Annotated in this window: 3 protein-coding genes; all 3 read right to left on the minus strand. The window is 72.2% G+C overall.

Annotation, left to right across the window (positions count from 1 at the left end; genetic code table 11):
• Positions 1-3: 3 nt before the first annotated feature.
• Genes ACFXMF_RS00735 through ACFXMF_RS00745 form a run of 3 tightly spaced genes read right to left on the minus strand, consistent with a single transcriptional unit; the run spans position 4 to position 20,653 of the window.
• Positions 4-5,034 carry an amino acid adenylation domain-containing protein gene (locus tag ACFXMF_RS00735; protein ID WP_379987538.1) on the minus strand — a complete coding sequence of 1,677 codons (5,031 nt, stop codon included), beginning with the start codon at positions 5,032-5,034 and terminating at the stop codon, positions 4-6.
• Positions 5,035-5,039: 5 nt separating this feature from the next.
• Positions 5,040-12,881, minus strand: coding sequence for an amino acid adenylation domain-containing protein (locus ACFXMF_RS00740; protein ID WP_379987536.1), 7,842 nt, complete (start codon positions 12,879-12,881; stop codon positions 5,040-5,042).
• Between the two features lie 11 nt (positions 12,882-12,892).
• Positions 12,893-20,653 (minus strand): amino acid adenylation domain-containing protein, encoded by a 7,761-nt coding sequence (locus ACFXMF_RS00745; protein WP_379987534.1) that lies wholly within the window; start codon positions 20,651-20,653, stop codon positions 12,893-12,895.
• Positions 20,654-20,686: the final 33 nt, after the last annotated feature.

Consider the following 20,686-nt stretch of genomic DNA (forward strand, 5'->3'; position numbering starts at 1 on the left):
CAATCACGCATTCGAGTACCCGGCCCTGCCCACCACGTCCAGCTCCGCCAGCTTGGCGACGATGACCTTCATGATCTGACCCGCGGGCTTGGGCATGTGCAGGTCGTGGTGCGTGGCGTCCACGTCGTGCGATTCGATCGCGCCCAGGACGTGCGGCCGCCAGTCGGGCCCGTACGAGAAGCCCTCCTCCTTGTCCAACTTCGCGTTGAAGTACAGCACGTCACCGCGGTAGACCGGGGATTCGAAGACACCCATCGTCTTCAGGTTGTTGGCGCCCACCCGCGACATGTTCTCCAGGAAGTTGTCCAGGTTCTCGGTGTTCATGAACTGGCCGAAGACTTCCTCGACATCGGCCCGGTACATCACCTTCCCCTTGTCGCGCACCTGCCGGAAGCCGTTCCCCGGGGCGGAGTTCGCCGGTTGGGAGTCCAGCACGGCGACGAAGGCGACCTCGCGACCCAGCTTGTCCAGCGACGCCGCGACGGCGTGCGCGATCGGGCCGCCGAAGGACCAGCCGACCAGGTGATAGGGCCCCTCGGGTTGGATCCGCAGGATCTGGGCGAGGTAGTCCTCGACCATCTCCTCGATCGAACCCGCCAGTTCGTCCGTGCCGTTGGAGCCGCGGGACTGGAGGGAGTAGGCCGGCCGGTCCAGGTAGGGCGCGAAGGTGAAGAACGCCCAGCCGACGCCGCCCCCGCCGTGGAAGAACCACACCGGCGGCTTGCCGGTACCGGGGTCCCGGTTCAGCGGCAGCACCACGTCGAACGAGTCGTCGACGTAGTCCTCGGGGATGCCGCCGACGAGCACCAGCGCGCCCAGCTCGGCCACCGTGGGGTACTGGATGATCGTCCTGAGCGGCAGATCGACGCCGAACTGCTTGCGGATCCGAGCGCAGAGCCGGGTGGCCAGGAGCGAGTGCCCGCCCAGTCGGAAGAAGTCGTCGTCGATGCCGACCGCCTCCAGGCCGAGCAACTCGGTGAAGAAGGAACACAGCTTTTCCTCATGGGAGTTGCGCGGCCCGCCGCTGCTCACCGTGGTGGTGTGCTCGGACGGCAGCGCGCGCCGGTCGAGCTTGCCGCCCGCGGTCAACGGAAGCTCGGCAAGCGGCACCAGCACGGCCGGGACCATGTAGTCCGGCAACCGGCCACGCAGATACTCGGGCAGCCCGGCCAGCAGGGGGGCGATCGACTTGCCCAGGGCGGGAGCGTTCGCCTTGTTCCGCCCCGAAGCCGCGCCGGGCACGAACCCGGCCGCGAGGGAGCGCTGTTCGCCTTGCGGTTCGGACAGCAGGATCGCGTCGAAGTTGTGCACCGCGTCGCCGGACCAGGTGAGCACCGCCTCCCCGCCCCGCCGGCGGGCCCAGGCGGCGAGGTCCTCCGGGTCGACCGGCCGGCGCGAGGCGGTGGCCGTGCCCAGCACCCCGGTGGCCGACGCGGCGGTGGCCTCCGCCATCAGCCGCGCGTTGGGTATCCCGGACACCCGCACCGGAGCGCCGCCCGCCCGGTCCACACACGCGCCCAGCCCGGCCAGGTCGGACACCTCCCGACCCCACGGCAGCGCCGGGACGCCGGACAGGTCGAGCACGTCCGCCGGTTCCTTGTGCAGGACGATCTCGTAGCGGTGCCGGGTGAGTTCGTTGTGCGCCCGGCCCGGCTTCAACCGGATGTCGACGCCGACCCCGTTCTCCGCCGCCCAGTCGGCGAACCACTCGGGGGCGACCACCAGTTCGCGTTCGGCGAGCAGCGCCTGCTCGACCGCCTCGCGCACGTCCTCACGCGAGGCGTTCGGCTGCGCCGTACGCCGCACCGCGGTCAGCAGCAGGCGCAGGGTCGCGGCGTTGCGGACGTCGCCCACGATCACCCGGCCGCCCGGCGCGAGCAGTTCCAGCGCCTGGCGCAGCACCCGGTCCAGGTAGTCGACGCTCGGGAAGTACTGCACCACCGAGTTGAGCAGCACGGTGTCGAATGTGCCTCGGGGCAGTCCGCGGACGTCGTCGGCCGGTTGCACGCTCAGCCGCAGTCGTTCCCCGTGCCCGGCCTGCTCCGCCTGTGCGCGGACCCGGTCCACCACCGTCGGCGAGATGTCGGTGGCCCAGTATTCCTCGACCTCGCCGACGATCTTCGCGAGGAGCAGGCCCGAACCCGCGCCGATCTCCAGCACCCGCCGCGGCGCGAACCGCAACACCCGGTCCACCGCCGCGTCCCGCCACTCCCGCATCTGATCCAGCGGCAGCGGTTCGCCGGTGTAGCCGGAGTTCCACAGGCGGAAGTCCTCGCCCCATTCCTCGCCGGCCGAACCGGCGTATCCCGCGTCGCAGACCTGGCGCCATTCGTCCACCTGCGCGTCGGCGTCGTCCACCGCGGCCTTGGGGTCGGGCACCACGTACGCCACCAGGCGCTTGTCGCCCTTCTGGTCCTCGCGCACCACGACCGCCGCCTGGGCCAGCGCGGGGTGCCCGGTCAACGCCTGCTCGATCTCGGGCAGTTCGATCCGGAAGCCGCGGATCTTCACCTGGAAGTCGGACCGCCCGATGTATTCGACCCGACCGTCCTTGTTCCACCGCACCAGGTCCCCGGTGCGGTACATCCGCGCGCCGGGCTCGCCGAACGGGCAGGCCACGAACCGCTCGGCGGTCAGCGCGGTCTGTCCGAGGTAGCCCCGGGACAGGCCGGCGCCGGTCACGTACAACTCGCCGGCCACCCCGGGGGCGACCGGGCGCAGCGCCGTGTCCAGCACGTATACCCGGGTGTTCCAGATCGGTGCGCCGATCGGCACCCGGTCCGCGCCCGGCACGTGTTGCCACGAGGTGACCTCCACCGTGGCCTCGGTGGGGCCGTAGAGGTTGTGCACGGCGCAGTCGGGCAGCAGGTCGGCGATCGTGTTGGCGAGCGGGGCCGGGAACACCTCGGCCGCGATCTCCAGCCAGCGCAGGCTCGTGCACTCCTTGGCCGCGGGTTCGGCGACGAACGCCCCCGCCAGGGAGGGGACGAAGAACGCGCTGGTCACCCGCTCGCGCCGGATCAAGTCGGCCAGGTAGGCCGGATCCCGGGGTCCGTCCGGACGGGTGATCACCACGGCCGCGCCGATCTGCAGCGGCGCGAACAGCTCCGGCATGGACGCGTCGAAGCTCGCCGATGAGCTGAGCAGCCCCCGGTCCTCCGCGGTGACGTCGAAGTGCGCCAGGCCCCATTCGAGCCGGTTCATGATCGACCGGTGGGTCACCTGCACGCCCTTGGGGCCGCCGGTGGATCCGGAGGTGTAGATGACGTACGCGGCGTTGTCCGGCGACAGGGCGCGCTCCGGGTTCGTCTCCGGGTAGGCGGACACGTCCGCGAGCGCCTCGTCCAGCACCAGCAGCGGCTCGGCGCCGTCGAGCATCAGCCGCACCCGGTCCTCGGGCAGCTCGGTGTCGATCGGCAGGTAGCCGGCGCCCGCCTTGAGGGCGGCGTAGATGGCCACCATCAGATCCACCGAGCGTGGGATCCGTACGGCGACCAACTGCTCGGGGCCCGCGCCCTGTTCGATCAGCCAGTGGGCCAGTCGATTGGCCCGTCGGTTGAACTCGGCGTAGGTCAGCGTCTCGTCTTCGCCGATCACCGCGACGCGCTCGGGGGCGCGCGCCACCTGCGCCTCGAACGCGCCCGGCAGGGTGTCCTCGCTCACCGTGTGCGCGGTGTCGTTGACCCCGCGCACCAGCCAGTCCCGCTCGTCCGCCGACAACACCTCGACGGCGCCGATGGGGGCCTGCGGGTCCGCGACCAACTGTTCCAGCACGCGGGCGAATCGGGCGGCGATGGCCTCGGCCGTGCTCCGGTCGAAGATCTGGGTCGCGTACTGGAGGTCGCCGCGCAGCGCGCCCGTTTCGTCCATGCTGAAGAACATCAGCAGGTCGGCCAGCGAGGTCTGGGTGAGGTACTGCTCGAACTCGACCTTGAGGCCCGGGAGTTCAAATTCCTGCTTCTCGAAGTTCTGCCAGGCGAGCATCACCTGGAACAGCGGCTGGTAGGCCGTGGAGCGGTCGGGGTTGATCAATTCGACCAGCGTCTCGAACGGCACGTCCTGGTGCTCGTAGGCGGTCAGCGCCTTCTCCCGCACCCGGCCGAGCAGATCGACGAACGACGGGTTGCCGGACAGGTCCACCCGCAACACCTGGGTGTTGACGAAGAAGCCGACCAGGTCGGCCAGCGCCTCGTCGGTCCGCCCGGCGATCGGACCGCCGATCGTGACGTCCTCGCCGCCGCCGAGCTTGCCGAGCAGCACGCCCAGCGCGGCCTGCAGGACCATCGACATGGTCATCCCGCGCTCGTCGGCCAGCTTCTGCAGGCCGGTCGCCACCTCCGGTTCCACCACGAGGTCGACCGCGTCGCCCTGCAGGTTTCGTTCCGCGGGGCGCGGCCGGTCCAGCGGCAGGTTCAGCGGCTGCGGCACCTCGGCCAACTCCGCGCGCCAGTACTCGGCCTGTGCCGCGGCCAGACTGCCCGGGTCGGCCACGTCGCCGAGCAACTCGCGCTGCCATACCGCGTAGTCCTTGTACTGCACGGGCAGCGGCTCCCACGCCGGCGCCAGGCCCTGCCGGCGGGCGGTGTAGGCAGTGGTGAGATCCCGGGCCATCGGCGCGCCCGAGGCGCCGTCCGAGGCGATGTGGTGAACCAGCAGGACCAGCACGTGTTCCTCGGCGGAGCAGCGGAACAAGGCGGCGCGCAACGGGAGTTCGGCGGAGAGGTCGAACCGGTGCGCGATGAAGTCGTCGACCGCGCCGGACAGCGCGTCGGGCGCCACGTCGACGACCGGAACCTGCACCTGCGCCTGCGCCGCCGGCAGGATCCGCGGGTGCGGCTCGCCGTCGTCGTCCGTGACGTACGTGGTGCGCAGGATCTCGTGCCGCTCGACGACATCACGGATCGCCGCGACCAGGGCGTCCCGGTCCAGCGGCCCGGTCAGCCGGAACGCCGGGGAGATGTTGTAGGTCTCCGCCCCACCCTCCAGTTGGTGCGTCAGCCACATGCGGCGCTGTGCGAACGAAAGCGGAATCACTGGTTCTACTCCTCTACGATCATCTTGCGGAGAGCGGGGCGAAGGGGAACAGCCGATTTCTCCGTCCACTCCGCGAGCGCGGACACCGTGGGCAGGTCGAAGAGCCGGCGGATGGGTATCTCCACGCCCACCTCGGCGCGGGCGCGGGTGATCAGCCGGGTGGCGAGCAGGGAGTGCCCGCCGAGTTCGAAGAAGCCGTCGTCGATGCCGACCCGCTCCAGGCCGAGCACCTCGGCGAACAACGCGGCCAGCGCCTGTTCGCGGGCGGTACGCGGCGCCCGGAAGGGCCTGGTGGGGGTGAGGTCGGGGGCGGGCAGCGCCTTGAGGTCGAGCTTGCCGTTGGGCGACAGCGGCAGCCGGTCGAGCGGTACGTAGGCGGCGGGGACCATGTAGTCGGGCAGTCGCTCGGCCAGGTGCTCGCGCAGTTCGTCCGGGTCCGGGGCGCTCGCGCCCGGGGCGGGGACGAGGTAGGCGGCCAGGTAGGGAGTGGTGTCGTCGGTCCGCTGCGTCACCACGGCGGCCTGGGCGATCCGCGGATGGGCCGTCAGTGCGGCTTCGACCTCGCCGGGTTCGACGCGGTAGCCGCGGATCTTGACCTGGGTGTCGATCCGGCCCAGGTGGTGCAACTCGCCGTCGGGGGTGAGCCGGGCGAGGTCGCCGGTGCGGTACATCCGGGTGCCGGGCGGCCCGTACGGGTCGGCGACGAAGCGCTCGGCGGTCATCCCGGGGCGGCGGTGGTAGCCGCGGCCGGCCCCGGCCAGGTAGAGCTCGCCGGGTGTGTCCGGCGGCAGCAGGGTCAGGCCCGGGCCGAGCACGTAGGCCCGCACCCCGGGGAAGGGGCGGCCGATGGGCACCCCGCCGGCGTAGCGCTCGTCGGGGTCCAGGAGGTGTCCGGTGGCGTAGAAGGTCTCGCTGGGGCCGTAGCTGTTGATCACCCGGGCCGTCGGCCAGAGCGTGCGCACCCGCTCCGCCAGGGCCGGGGTCAGCACTTCGCCGGAGATGTTCAGTGCCGTGGGCCGGATGCGGTCGCCGAGTTGGTCGACGAGTTCGGCGAACGCGGACGGGACCGAGCAGATGACGTCGACGTCCCAACTGTCGCGTTCGATCAGCGCCAGTACGTCGCGCACGATCTCGACGCTGCCACCGGTGGTGAGCGCGGCGAACAACTCGAAGGTCGCGACGTCGAAGCCGATCGAGGCGGCGAGCAGCACCCGCCCGCCCGCCGTGGTGCCGGCGTGCGCGACCAGGGTGTCCACGGCGTTGACGACCGTGGTGTGGGTGACGCTCACGCCCTTGGGCACGCCGGTGGAGCCGGACGTGTAGATAACGTAGGCGAGGTTGTCCGGGCCGGCCGCCGGCCGGGCGGTGGTCGACGCGGTGGCCGCCGCACCGGTCGACGCGGTGGCCCGCAGGTCGAGGTCGTCCAGGACGAGGATGGGGGTGTCCGTGGCGGGGACGACGTCGCGGGTGCTCGCGTCGGCCAGGATCAGGTGCGGCCGGGTGCCGGGCAGGATGTGCGGCAGGCGGCTGCGGGCGAAGGCCGGGTCGACGGGCAGATAGGCCCCGCCCGCCCGGAGCACGCCCAACAGGGCCACGGCCGCGTTCGCGGTGCGCGACAGGACCACGCCCACCACGGTCTCCGGGCCCACCCCGCGCCCGACCAGTTCGACCGCGAGCCGTTCGGCGCGGGCGTGCAACTCGGCGTAGGTCAGCGACTCGCCCTCGGCGACCACGGCGATCGCGTCCGGGGTCCGGGCCACCTGGGCCTCGACGAGTTCGGTGATCGTGACGCGCCGGGGCGCGGCGGCCGGGTCGTCGAATCGGGCGAGCATGCGCTCGCGTTCGGCCGGCTCCAGGGTGTCGACCTGCGCGACCTTGAGCCCGGGGTCGGCCGCCAGTTGCCGCAGCACGCGGGCCAGGCGGGCCGCGTACGTCCGCACCGTCTCCCGGTCGAAGACGGCCGGCGCGTACTGGATGGTGAGCTGGAGATCCGGGTCGGCCGCCGCCAACAGGCACAGCGGGTAGTGGTTGCCCGCGGACGGGCGGAAGTCGGTGAAGGCGATCCCGTCCGCGGCGTCGGTGGCGGCGCTGAGCCCCTTCCGGTCGATCGGATACGACTCGAAGACGAACAGCGTGTCGAACAGGGGTTGCAGACCGACGGCCTGTTGGATCTCCGCGAGCCCGTGGTAGTGCTGCTCCACCAGACCGGCCTGCCGGCTCTGCAACCGGGTGAGCACCTCGGCGACGGTGTCACCGGGCGCGTACGCGACGCGCACCGGGACGGTGTTGATGAACATCCCCACCATCGACTCGACGCCCGTGACCGCGGGCGGGCGCCCGGAGACGGTGGTGCCGAAGACCACGTCCCGGCGGCCGGTCAGTTCGCCCAGCAGCAGCGCCCAGGCGCCCTGCACCAGGGTGTTCGCGGTGATGCCCAGCTCGGCTGCCCGTCGGCCGAGTTCGCGGGCCTGGTCGAGCGGGAGCGGGATGTCGACCAGGCCGCGAGCGCCGTCGTCCGCGTCGCCGGCGTCGGGAGCGAGCAGGGTGGGCGCCTCGACGCCTTCGAGTTCGGCTGCCCACGCCCGAGCCGCCTCGTCCCGGTCCTGTCGGGCGAGCCAGGAGAGGAACTCGCCGTGGTCGCGGGTCGGGGGCAGACCGGCCGGGTCGCCGTCGGCGGCGTAGAGCAGCAGCAGGTCCCGCATCAGCAGCGGCGTGGACCAGCCGTCGAACAACACGTGGTGGACGGTCAGCACGAATTCCGGTCGATCGGGGTCGAGCACGGCCAGGGCCAGCCGGAACAGCGGCGGGGCGTCGGCGTCGAAGTGCGCGGCCCGGTCCTGCGCGAGGAAGCGCTCGAACGCCTCGGCTCGTTCCGCCTCGTCGGCCCCGGTCAGGTCGAGGTGGCGCCACGGCAGGGTCGCCGTCTCCGGGATCACCTGCACGATGTCGCCGTCCGCCCGGTCGACGAACGCGGCGCGCAGGCCGGCGTGCCGCTCCAGCAGTGCCTGCCCGGCCCGGCGCATGCGCTCCGGGTCGACCGCGCCGGAGAGTTGGAAGACCAACTGGATGTGATACGGGTCGAACGACGCCCCGGCCAGCATGGTCTGGAAGAGGATCCCGGACTGTGCCGGAGTCGCCGGCCACACCTTCGCCAGTCTGCCGAAGCGGGCCTCCCAGGCGTCGATCTCCGCCTGGCTCACCGTGACCAGAGGCGCGTCGCTCGGGGTCAACCCGCCGGCGTCGCACGTTTCGGCGTGCCGAGCCAGGGCGGTCGACGCCTCGACCCACGCATCGGCCAGTTCGCGCACCTCGTCGCGGGAGAGCACGCCGGTCGGGAAGCCGAAGTACGCGGTCAGTTCCTCGCCTTCGGGGCCGGCCGCGGTCACCGCGTTGATCTCCAGCGCGGACAACACCGGCAGGTCCGCGTCCGGCGCGGCGATCAGGTCCGCGTGCGTGGTGTCCGGGACCCACCCCAGGCCCCGCAGTTCCTCGGGGATGTCCCCGCCGGAGGCCCGGCCCAGGTAGTTGAAGCCGATCTGCGGCTCGCGCTCCCCCGCCAGCACGGCGGCGGTCTCCGGGTTGAGCCGGCGCAGCAGGCCGTAGCCCATGCCGTGGTCCGGCACCGCCCGCAACTGCTCCTTGACGGCCTTGATCGCCCGCCCGGCCGCCGGCCCGCCGGCGAACGCGTCCGCCACGTCGATCCCGGCCCAGTCCAGGCGCACCGGATACATCGCGGTGAACCAGCCGACCGTGCCGGACAGGTCCGCGCCCGGCACCAGGTGCTCCTCGCGGCCGTGCCCCTCCAGCCGGACCAGCGTCGAGGATCCGGCCCCGCCCCGGGTGCCGCGCCGGCGCGCCAACGCCAGTGCCAGGGCGGCCAACAGCGCGTCGTCGACCCCGGCGCGGAAGAGCGCGGGCACCGTGTCCAACAAGGTGCGCGTGACGTCGGCCGGCACCCGCACGCGCACCGTGTCCACGGTGGCCGCGACATCGCGGGTGCGATCCGGCTCCCGCGAACCCAGCACGGGCTCGTCACCGGCCAGGATCCCCTGCCACACGGGCAGTTCGGCCACCCGCGCGGGGTCGGTCGCCTCGTCGGCCAGGGCATGTGCCCACCGGCGCAACGAGGTACCCGTGCCGGCCGGCTCCGGGGTGTGGCCGTCGCGGACCCGCTGCCAGGCGGACACCAGGTCCGGGACCAGGATCCGCCACGACACGCCGTCCACGACCAGGTGATGCAGCACGATCAACAACCGGCCGGTGTCCGCGTCGGTGTCCGCGTCGGCCGACAACCAGACGAACTGCGCCATCACGCCCGCGTCCGGGTCCAGCCGACCCGCCGCCGCGTGCAACTCGGCCCGTACGTCCGCCTCGCCGTGGACCACCTCGCGCAGCAGCGCGCCGGCGTCCACACCGCCGACCGGGTCCATCCACAACCGCGACCCGGCCCGGTCCAGCCGCGAACGCAGCACGTCGTGCCGATCCAGCACCGCCTGCAACGTCGCGACCAACCCCGCACGATCGACGCCCTCGGGCAGCGTCAACAACGCGGACATGCAGAACCGACCGATGCCGCCACCCAGCTCCAGCACATGCGCCGCGGTCGGCGGCAACGGCGCCCAGCCCACACCGCCCCCCGGCAACTCGGCCAGGGTGACCCGCTCCTCGTCCCCCCGGCCCTCGACCAACTCCGCCAGCCGGGCGACCGTTCGCTGCTCGAAGACCTCGCGGGTGCTGACCAGCACGCCACGCGTCCGGGCCCGTGCGACGACCTGGATGGATCGGATGCTGTCGCCGCCCCGGGCGAAGAAGTCGTCGTCGACACCGACGCGTTCGGCGTCCAGCACGTCGGCGTAGACCTCGGCCAACACCCGCTCCGCGTCGCTGCGCGGCGCCCGGTAGCCGGTGCCGGCGAACTCCGGCTCGGGCAGCGCCGCCCGATCCAGCTTGCCGGTCGCGGTCAACGGCAGCCGGTCCAGCAGCACGAACACGGCGGGCACCATGTAGTCCGGCAACCGCTCGGCCACGAAGCGCCGCAGCTCCGCCATCGAGACATCGGCGCCCGTCTCGACGTCGACGTCCGCGGGACGAACACCCACCGGCGCCACGTAGCCGACGAGTCGTTTGTTGCCGGTCCCGTCCTCGCGCACCGTGACCGCCGCCCGGCCGATCGCGGGATGCCGGGCCAGGACGGTCTCGATCTCGGTCGGATCGATGCGGATGCCGTTGATCTTCGTCTGGTTGTCGGCCCGCCCGACGTATTTCAGCCGACCGTCGTCGTCCCACCGGGCCAGGTCGCCGGTGCGGTACATGCGTGCGCCGGCGGGTCCGAACGGGCAGGCGACGAACCGTTCCGCGGTCGCCCCGCCGGCCCGGTGGTAGCCGCGGGCGAGCAGGCCCGTGACGTACAGTTCGCCGACCACGCCCGGCGGGACCGGGGCCAGTTCCGGCCCCAGGACATGGGTGCGCATGTTGGCCAGTGGTTGCCCGACCGGGATCGCACCGGTCCCGGCCCACCGGCGCGGGAGCGTGAAGGTGGTCGCGTAGAAGCTTTCGGTCTGCCCGTAGGCGTTGACGATCCGGGCCTCGGGGAGCGCGCCGTGCACCTTGTGGACCAGGTCCGCCGACAGTGCCTCGCCGGCGAGGATCACGGTCCGCACATCCAGTTCCAGGTTGCCCGGGCGGTTGCCGGCGAGGTCGTCGAGCAGGGCGGAGAACACCGTCGGCACCGCGCTGATGGTGCTGCCCGACCACCGGTCGCGTTCGGCGAGTTCGAGGACGTCCCGGACGATCTCGACACTCGCCCCGGTGCCGAGCGCGGTGAAGATCTCGAAGACGGAGACGTCGAAGTTCACCGAGGTCGCGGCGAGCATCCGCGATCCCGCCTCGATCCCGGCCACCCGACGCAGGTCCCGCACCCCGTTGACCACGGCGGCGTGGGTGATCGCGACGCCCTTGGGGGTTCCGGTCGAACCCGAGGTGAACATCACGTAGGCCAGGTGGTCCGGGCGGAGTCCGGTGTCGGGCCCGTCGCCGACGAGGTCGCGCCGGTCCCGGTCTTCGGGACGCTGGGCTTCGGGACTCCGGTCTTCGAGGCGCCGGTCTTCGAGGTGCAGCACCGGCGCCGGGCAGTTCGGCAACGTCGACGCCGTGTCCCGATCGGTCAGGATCAGGGCGGGCGCGGCCGTGCCGAGCAGGAGGTCCAGGCGGGCGGCCGGGTGTTCGGGGTCGATCGGCAGGTAGGCGCCGCCGGCCTTGAGCACGCCGAGCAGCGCGACGACCAGGTCCGCGGATCGCGGCAGGGCCACGGCCACCAGGACGTCCGGCCCGACCCCGCGTCCGCGCAGCACCTCGGCCAGCCGGTCGGCCCGCGCATGCAACTCCCGGTAGGACAAGGTGGTCTGCCCGAACACCACGGCGGTCGCGTCCGGTGTGCGCAGCGCCTGTTCGGCGAGCAGCCGCACCACCGTCGAGTCCGGCGCCGGCACCGTCGTCTCGTTCGACCGGTCCAGCCGATCGTGCTCGTCCTCGGTGAGCACGTCCACCGCGCCCAGCCGCCTGTCGGGATCGGCGACCACCTGGCGCAGCACCCGCACGTAGCGGTCGGCCAGGCTCTCGGCGGTGGTGTGGTCGAACAGCTCCGTCGCGTACTCCAACCGCCCGTAGGCCCGCCCGGACGCGCCCGGGACGATGTTGAGGAACAGGTCGAACTTCGCGGTGCCGGTGCCCGCCGGGACCGGGGTGACCTCCAGGCCCGGTATCTCGAACTCGGCCCACACGAACTGCCAGGCGAGCATCACCTGGAACAGCGGTTGGTACGAGGTGGTGCGGTCCGGGCCGAGCAGTTCCACCAGTCGCTCGAACGGCACGTCCTGGTTGTCGTACGCGGCCAGCGCCCGATCGCGCACCTGCTCCAGCAGGTCGCCGAACGAGGGGTTCTTCGACAGATCGACGCGCAGCACCCAGGTGTTGGCGAACAGGCCGATCAAATCGTCGAGTTGCTCGTCGGCGCGGCCCTCGATCGGGCTGCCGATGGTCAGGTCGTTGCCGGCGCCGAGGTGGTGCAGGAGCACCGCGAGCACGGCCTGGGCGACCATCGGCGCGGTGGCACCGTGGTCCGCGGCCAGCTTGCCGATGCCGGAGAGCAGTTCCGGTTCCATCTCGAAGTCGACGTGGCCGCCGCGGTGTCCGGGCGCGGTCTGCCGGGGCCGGTCCAGCGGCAACTGCACCGGCTGCGGAACTCCGGCCAATTCCGCACGCCAGTAAGCGAGTTGCTCTGCCGCGATGCTTTCCGGGTCCGCCTCGTCGCCCAGGAGCTGCCGCTGCCACAACGTGTAGTCCTTGTACTGCACCGGCAGCGGCTGCCACCCCGGCGCGTGCCCCTCCCGGCGGGCCGAGTACGCCGACACCAGATCCCGCAGGAACGGTGCCACCGACGCCCCGTCCGCGGCGATGTGGTGGAACACCGCGACCAGCACGTGCTCCTGCGGAGCGATCCGAAGCACCGTCACCCGTAAGGGAAGTTCGGTGTCCAGGTCGAACCCCTCGCACACCACCTCGTGCAGCGCGGAGTCCACCGCGTTCGCGGCCACGTCCACCACCTCGAACCGCACGGCCGCCTCCTCCGGCGGCAGGACCCGCTGCTCCGGCGTGCCGTCCGCGTCCTCCACGACCAACGTGCGCAGGCTCTCGTGCCGAGTGACGACGTCCGCCACCGCCTCGGCCAGCGCCGCCGTGTCCAGCGGCCCGTCCAAGCGCAGCACGAACGGGAAGTTGTAGGTCGCGGACGGGCCTTCCAGACGGTGCAGGAACCACAGTCGGCGTTGGGCGAAAGACAACGGGATCATCGACGCTTCTCCTAGACGGTCATCTGGCGGAGCTGGGGGCGGCGCTTCGACTTCGACAACTCCTCGATCCGCGCCGCCAACCCGGCGACGGTCGGATTGCGGAACACCATCGTGACCTTGACGTCCACGTCGAGTTCGCTGCGGATGCGGCCGATCAGCCGCGTGGCCAGCAGCGAGTGCCCGCCGTGGTCGAAGAAGCCGACGTCGATGCCGACCTCCTCCACCCCGAGCAGCTCGGCGAACAGCCGGCACAACACCTGCTCCCTGGGGTTGCGCGGTCCGCGTCCGGTCGCGGCCTTCGCGTGGTCGGGTGCGGGCAGCGCGGCGCGGTCGATCTTCCCGCTCGGTGTGGTGGGGAACGCGGCGAGCGACAGGATCGCCGAAGGAACCATGTACTCCGGCAGGCGCTCGCGGAGCAGGCCGGTCAGCGCCTCGACGTCCGGCCCGCCCGGGTCCGCCCCGGCGCCCGCCAGCACGTACGCGACCAGCCGCTGGTCCCCGACGCGGTCCTCGCGCACCACGACGAGCGCCTGTGCCACGCCGGGGTGTTCGGCCAGCACCTGCTCGATCTCCCCGGGTTCGATCCGGAAGCCGCGGACCTTCACCTGGAAGTCGGTGCGTCCGAGGTACTCCAGTCGACCGTCCGCGCCCCATCGCACCAGATCGCCGGCGCGATACATCCGCGCGCCGGGCTCGCCGAACGGGCAGGCCACGAAGCGCGCGGCGGTCAACTCCGGCCGACCCCGATACCCGCGGGCCAGGCCGTCGCCGGCGATGTACAACTCGCCCGGCACCCCGCGCGGGACCGGCAGCAGCGCCGAATCGAGCACGTAGACCGAGGTGTTCCCGACCGGCGTCCCGATCGCCGGGACACCGCCTCCGGGCTCGACCCGCGCGATCGTCGACCAGATCGTCGTCTCGGTCGGACCGTACACATTGGCGACCTCGACGCCCGCCGCGGCCAGGGCTTCGGCCAGTTGCGCGGGCAGCGCCTCGCCACCGACCAGGATCCGCAGACCCCGCGCCGCGTCCGGCTCCTCCATCAGCAACATCTGCCAGAACGCCGGTGTCGCCTGGACGACGGTGACCTCGTGCCGGCGCATCGTCTCCACCACGGCCGACGGCTGGGCGACGGTGTCCTTGCCCGCGAGCACCACCGCCGCCCCGGAGATGAGCGGGAGATACAGCTCCAACCCCGCGATGTCGAAGGAGACCGTCGTCACGGCGAGCAGCCGATCCGCCGCCGTCAGCGGAACCCGTCGGCGGAAGGTGGCCAGGAAGTTGGCCAACGCGCCGCGCGAGACGGCCACTCCCTTCGGCCGTCCGGTCGAACCCGAGGTGTAGATCACGTACGCGGTGTTCTCCGGCCGCACGACCGGCTCCGGCGGCGAATCCGGATACGCCGAACACCGCGCATCGGCGAGCAGATCGGGATCGAGCACGAGCGCCGGACGGGAGTCCGCCAGGATGTGGTCGATCCGCGCACGCGGGTGTGCCGGGTCGATCGGGATGTATCCCGCGCCGGCCTTGAGCACCGCCGACAGCGCGACCACCAGGTCCGCGGTTCGGGGCAGGCACACCGCGACCAGCGACTCCGGCCGCACCCCCCGATCGATCAGCCAATGCGCCAACCGGTTCGCCCGCTCCTCCAACTCCCGGTAGGTCAACGACTCTTCCTCGCCGATCACGGCCGGAGCCGCCGGCGTCGCCCGGGCCTGCGCGGACACCGCCCGCACCAGGTCCGGTTCCAGGGTCGGCTCGACCGTGTCGTTGACGCCGTGCAACAACCAGTGCCGCTCCTGCTCGCCGAGCACGTCGACGTCCGCGAGGCGCGCCCCCGGATCGGCGAGGAGTTCGTCCAGCACCCGGACGAGCCGGGCGGCGATCGCCTCGGCCTCGGCGCGGTCGTAGAGGTTGTTCTGGTAGTCGAGGGAAAGCCGCAGGTAGGGGTCGGCGGAGTTGAGGGTCAGCGGGTAGTGCGAGCCCGCGAACGGCCGGATGCCGTCGATGGTGAACCCGGCCGAGGTGTTCGCGTCGGCCATGCCCTCGCGGTCGACCGGGTAGTTCTCGAACACGACGATCGTGTCGAACAGGGCGGGCAGCCCCACGCCGCGCTGGATGTCGGCCAGTCCGTGGTAGTGGTGGTCGAGCAGCGCGGTCTGCCGGGCCTGCAACTCGGTGAGCACACCGCCCAGGGTGTGCTCCGGTCGGCACGACACCCGGATCGGCAGGGTGTTGATGAACAGGCCGACCATCTCGTCCGAGCCGAGCAGGTCCGCCGGGCGACCGTTGACGGCCGCGCCGAACACCACGTCCTGCCGGCCGGTCAGCTTGGCGAGCAGGATCGCCCAGGCACCTTGCAGGAGCGTGTTCTGGGTGACCCCCAACGCCGCGGCACGCCGCGCGAGTTCGCGGCCCTTGTCGATCGACAGCGGCACCTCGACCCGCCCGAGGGCGGACGCCGCCTCCTGGAACGGGGCCTTCGGGGCGACCAGGGTCGGCTGTTCGAGTCCGGCGAGCTCGGCGGCCCACCGGGCGGCCGACGCCTCCCGGTCCTGCCGGGAAAGCCAGGCCAGGTAGTCACCGTAGCTGCGGACCGGCGGAAGCTCTTCGGTCTCGGAGTACAGCCGAACCAGGTCCGTGATCACCAACGGCGACGACCAGCCGTCGAACACGGTGTGGTGCGCGGTGATCACCAGCTTCGCCCGCTCCGGCCCGCAGGTGAGCAGCCCCAGGCGCAACAGCGGCGGCCGGGTGGGATCGAGTTGGTCGGCCCGGTCCTGGGCGAGGAACGTGTCCAGTGCCGCGTCCTGTTCGGCCTCGCCGCGCCCGGTCAGCTCGACGTGCCGCCAGGGCAGCACCACATGTTCCGCCACGACCTGCACCGGATCGCCGCCGGCGCCGGTGACGAACGCGGAGCGCAGGTTCGGATACCGGCCGAGCAGTGCCTGGCCGGCGGCCCGCATCCGCGCCGGGTCCACGCGTCCGGACAGGTGCAGCACGAACTGCATGTGGTAGACGTCGAAGGAGCCGTCGGCGAACGCCGCCTGGAACAGGATCCCGGACTGCGACGGGGAAACCGGCCAGACGTCGGTCAGCCGGCCGTAGCGGGTCTCCCAGGTCTCGATCTCGTCCTGGCGCACCGGCACCAGCGGGGTGTCCGAGGGGGTCAGTCCGCCGATCGCCGGCCGTGCGGCGTACGCGGCCATGCCGTGCAGCATCTCCACCCACAGGTCGGCCAGTTCGCCGGCCCGCTCGCGGGACAGCGCCCCGGTGGGGAACATGAAGACCGCCTGCAACCGGGTGCCGTCGGCGGTCTCGGTGGCGACCGAGTTGACCTCCAGGGCGGACAACGCGGGCAGGTCCGGGTCGGGTGCCGGGATCAGTTCGGCCGACCAGGACGCCGGGCCCCACCCGTTGCCGCGCAGGTGTTCGGGCACATCGGCGTCGGAGATCCGGCCGAGGTAGTTGAACCCGATCTGCGGCACCGGGAGGTCGGCGAGTCGTGCGCCGGTCTCCGGGTTCAGATGGCGCAGCAGTCCGTACCCGACGCCCTTGTCCGGGATCGCCCGCAGTTGCTCCTTGACCAGCTTGATCGCCGTCCCGGCGGCCGGGCCACCGGTCAGCGCGTCGGCCGAGTCGACCCCGCGCACATCGATCCGGGCCGGGTACATGCTGGTGAACCAGCCGACGGTCCGGGACAGGTCGGCGCCGGGGACGACGTCCTCCTCCCGGCCGTGCCCCTCCAACCGCACCAGGGTCGAGCGGTCCGCGTCGCGCCACCGGTTCACCGCCAGCGCGAGGGCGGCGAGCAGCACGTCGGTCCCGGTGCTCTTGAACGCCGCGGGCAGCTTGGTCAGCACCGCCTCGGTGACCTCGGCGGACAGTTGCACCCGCACGCTGTCGAGCGTGGCCATCACGTCCACCGCCGGGTCGAACGCCCGGGCGCCCAGCGGGGGGTTCGACGCTTCGAGCACGTCCCGCCAGTAGTCCAGCTCCGCTTCCCGTTCCGGGGCGAACGCCTGGCTCTCCAGGGCCGCGGCCCAGCGCCGGGCCGAGGTGCCGACCTCGGGCAGCTCGGGCGGGCGACCGGAGCGGACCTGCTGCCACGCCTCGGCCAGGTCCGACATGAGGATGCGCCAGGAGACGCCGTCGACCACCAGGTGGTGCAGCAGCACGAGCAGCCGGCCCGCTCCCGATTCCGGGGCGAACCAGACGAAGGCGGCCATCGTCCCGGCTTCGGGGTCGAGTCGCCCGACCGCGTCGTCCAGTTCCGCCTTGGCCGCCTTCAGCGCGGAAGGCTCGTCCCACCGGCCGTCGCAGGCGACCCGGCGGATCAGGTCCGCCGCCCGCACGGAGCCCTGCGGCCGCGCGACGAGCGAGAGTTCGTCGGCCCGTACCAGCCGCGCGCGCAGCAGATCATGCCGGTCCAGCACCGCGTCCAAGGTCGCGACCAGGCCGCGCTCGTCGATGTCCGCGGGCAGTTCGAGCACCATCGACATGGCGAAGCGGTCGATGCCGCCGCCGTGCTCGAAGACGTGTCGGGCCACCGGCTGCAACGGCATCGGGCCGACGCCGCCGCCCTCGTCCTCGGCGAGCGCGGGCGCCCGGTCCCGGTCGGTGCCGGCCACCTCGGCGAGGCGGGCCGCCGTACGGCACTCGAAGATCTCCCGGGTGGTCAGGTCCAGGCCGCGGGCGCGGGCCCGGGCCACCACCTGGATCGAGCGCAGGCTGTCCCCGCCCACCGCGAAGAAGTCGTCGTCGACACCGACCCGTTCCACACCGAGTACGTCCGCGTAGGCCGCGGTGATGATCTCCTCGGCCTCGGTGCGCGGTTCCCGGTAGACCTCGCCCACGAACTCCGGTTCGGGCAGCGCCGAGCGGTCCAGCTTGCCGGTCGGCCCGAGCGGCATCCGGCCCAGCACCACGAAGGCCGACGGCACCATGTAGTCGGGCAACCGGGCCGCGACGAACCGGCGCAGTTCGGCGGCCGAGGCCCCGGCCTGCACGTCCACGTCGCCGATCCCGCCGACACCGTCGGCGCCGACGCCTCCCTCGCCGATGTGCACCACGTACGCGACGAGCCGTCGCCCGCCCGCGGGTACCTCGCGGCTGACCACCACGACCTCGCTGAGGCCGGGGTGTTGCGCGAGCGCGGCCTCGACCTCGGCCGTCTCGATCCGGAAGCCGCGCACCTTGACCTGGCCGTCGCCGCGACCCAGGCACTCCAGCCTGCCCTGGGCGTTCCAGCGGGCCAGGTCGCCGGTGCGGTACATGCGTTCGCCCGCGGGGCCGAACGGGTTCGCCACGAACCGCTCGGCGGTCATCCCGGGGCGGCCGTGGTAGCCGCGACCCAGGCAGGTCCCCACCACGTACAGCTCTCCGATCACACCCTGCGGCACCGGGGCCAGTCCCGGGCCGAGCACGTAGGCACGCATGTTCCCCAACGGGGTGCCGATCGGCGCGACCTCGCCGTCCGTCCATTCCTCGGTCGCCCCGAGGGCGAACGTGGTGGCGTAGAAACTCTCGCTCTGCCCGTAGGAGTTCACGATCTGCGCGTCGGGCAGCGCCGCGCGCACCTGTCGCACCAGCCGGGCCGGGAGCACGTCGCCCGCGAGCACGACGGAGCGCACCCCGGTCGTCTTCCCCAGGTGGCCGAGCAGTTCGCCCAGCACCGAGGGGACCGCGCTGATCACCTGGCCGTCCCAGCCGTCCCGCTCGCCGAGCACCAGCGCGTTGGGCACCACCTCGGCGGTGCCGCCGGTGGTCAGGGTGGTCAGCAGCTCGAAGACCGAGACGTCGAAGTTGACCGAGGTGCCGGCCAGCATCCGCCACCCGGGCGGCGCGTCCAGCACCCGCACCAGTTCGCGTACCCCGTTGACGAGGTTGCGGTGGGTGATCGCCGCGCCCTTCGGCTTGCCGGTGGAGCCGGAGGTGTACATCACGTACGCCAGGTTGTCCGGGCGCGGCGCCGGGATCCGGCCCGCGTGCGACGCCCCGGCGCGGGCGGGCCATTCGGCGCGCCGGTCGAGGTCGACGGTCGTGATGTCCTCGTGCGGCAGGTCCCGCCACGTCGCGGTGTCGGTGACCGCGAACCGCGGCGCGGCCTCGGCCAGCACGGTCGCCGCCCGCCCGCCGAGGTACTGCGGGTCCATCGGCAGGTAGCCGGCACCGGACTTGAGGATGCCGAGCAGGCCGACCACCAGGTCCTCGGTGCGCGGCAGCGCCAGTACCACCAGGTCCTCCGGCCCGGCGCCCCGCCGGACCAGTTCGCCCGCGACGTCGTTCGCCCGGTCGTCCAGCTCGCGGTAGGTCAGCGTCCGGTCGTCGCACACGATCGCCGGGGCGTCGGGGGTCCTGGCCACCTGCTCCTCGAACAGATCCGGGACGGTCAGTTCGGGCACCGCGGTGGCGCTGTCGTTGAACCGGACGAGCAACCGCTCCCGTTCGGCCGCGTCGAGCACGTCCATGCCGCCGATCCGGCGCCCGGCGTCGGCCACGAGCCGGCTCAGCACGCGTACGAACCGGTTCGCGATGCCCTGGACGGTGTCCTGGTCGAACAGGTCGGTGACGTACTCCAGCCGGCAGTTCGCGCCGCCCGCGGCGAGCGGAATCATGTCGAAGAACAGGTCGAACTTGGCTGATTTGGTGTCCAGTCGCTCGGCCCGCACGTCGAGGTCGGGCAGGGTCAGATCCGGCACGGGCGGTTGCCAGGACAACATCACCTGGAAGAACGGGTTGTAGGCGGTGGACCGGTCCGGGTTCAGCAGTTCCACCAACCGCTCGAACGGCATGTCCTGGTTGTCGTAGGCGGCCAGCGCCCGGTCCCGCACCCGCCGGAGCAGCTCGCGGAAGGTCGGGTTCCCGGAGAGATCGACGCGCAGTACCCAGGTGTTGACGAAGAAGCCGACCAGCTCCCGCAGTTCCTCGTCGGTGCGGCCGGCGATCGGCGCGCCGATGGGCACGTCGTCGCCGCAGCCGAGGTGGTACAGCAGGACGGCCAGCGCGGAATGCATGACCATTGAGACGGTGGTGTCCGCCTGAGCCGCCAACTTTTCCACGGACGCCAGCAGTTCGGGGTCGATGGTGAACGCCACCTGATCGCCGCGGGGGCTGATCGCCTTCGGGCGCGGACGGTCGGTGGGTATCGCCAGCGGTTGGGCCAGATCGGCCAACGTCGCTCGCCAGTAGTCCAGTTGCCGGGCCGCCAGACTGTCCGGGTCGGACTCGTCACCGAGCACGTCGCGCTGCCACAGGGTGTAGTCCGCGTACTGCACCGGAAGCGGCTCCCAGGCCGGCGCCCGGCCCTGCCTGCGCGCCGCGTAGGCGGTGGTGAGATCGCGGAACAGCGGCCCGAACGACTCGCCGTCCACCGCGATGTGGTGCGCCACCAGCACCAGGGTGTGGTCGCGCGGTCCGCACCGCACCAGCAGGGCGCGGATCGGCACGTCGGCGGCCAGATCGAAGGTCTCGGTGGCCACCTCCTCGACCGCCGCCGCCCGCCGGGCCTGCGTGACCTCGACCACCGGCAGTCGGAACGGCCGGTGGTCGGCCGGGAGCACCTGCTGATGTGGCACGCCCTCGTCGTCCTCGACGATCACCGTACGGAGGATCTCGTGCCGGTCGACGACGTCGCGAAGCGCCGACTCCATCGCGCCCACGCTCAGTTCACCGGTCAGCCGCAGCGCGAACGCGCCGTTGTAGGTCGGCGACGGGCCTTCGAACCGGTCCACGAACCACAGCCGGCGCTGCGCGAACGACAACGGGATCATTGGGTCTCCAAATCGGCGGCACCACGAGGGAGC

The sequence above is a fragment of the Embleya sp. NPDC059213 genome (assembly GCF_042754445.1).
Classification (GTDB): domain Bacteria; phylum Actinomycetota; class Actinomycetes; order Streptomycetales; family Streptomycetaceae; genus Embleya.

Coding starts and splice junctions, on each gene's coding strand:
- ACFXMF_RS00740 (WP_379987536.1), bottom strand. CDS start 12,881: ATGATCCCGTTGTCTTTCGCCCAACGCCGACTGTGGTTCCTGCACCGT.
- ACFXMF_RS00745 (WP_379987534.1), bottom strand. CDS start 20,653: ATGATCCCGTTGTCGTTCGCGCAGCGCCGGCTGTGGTTCGTGGACCGG.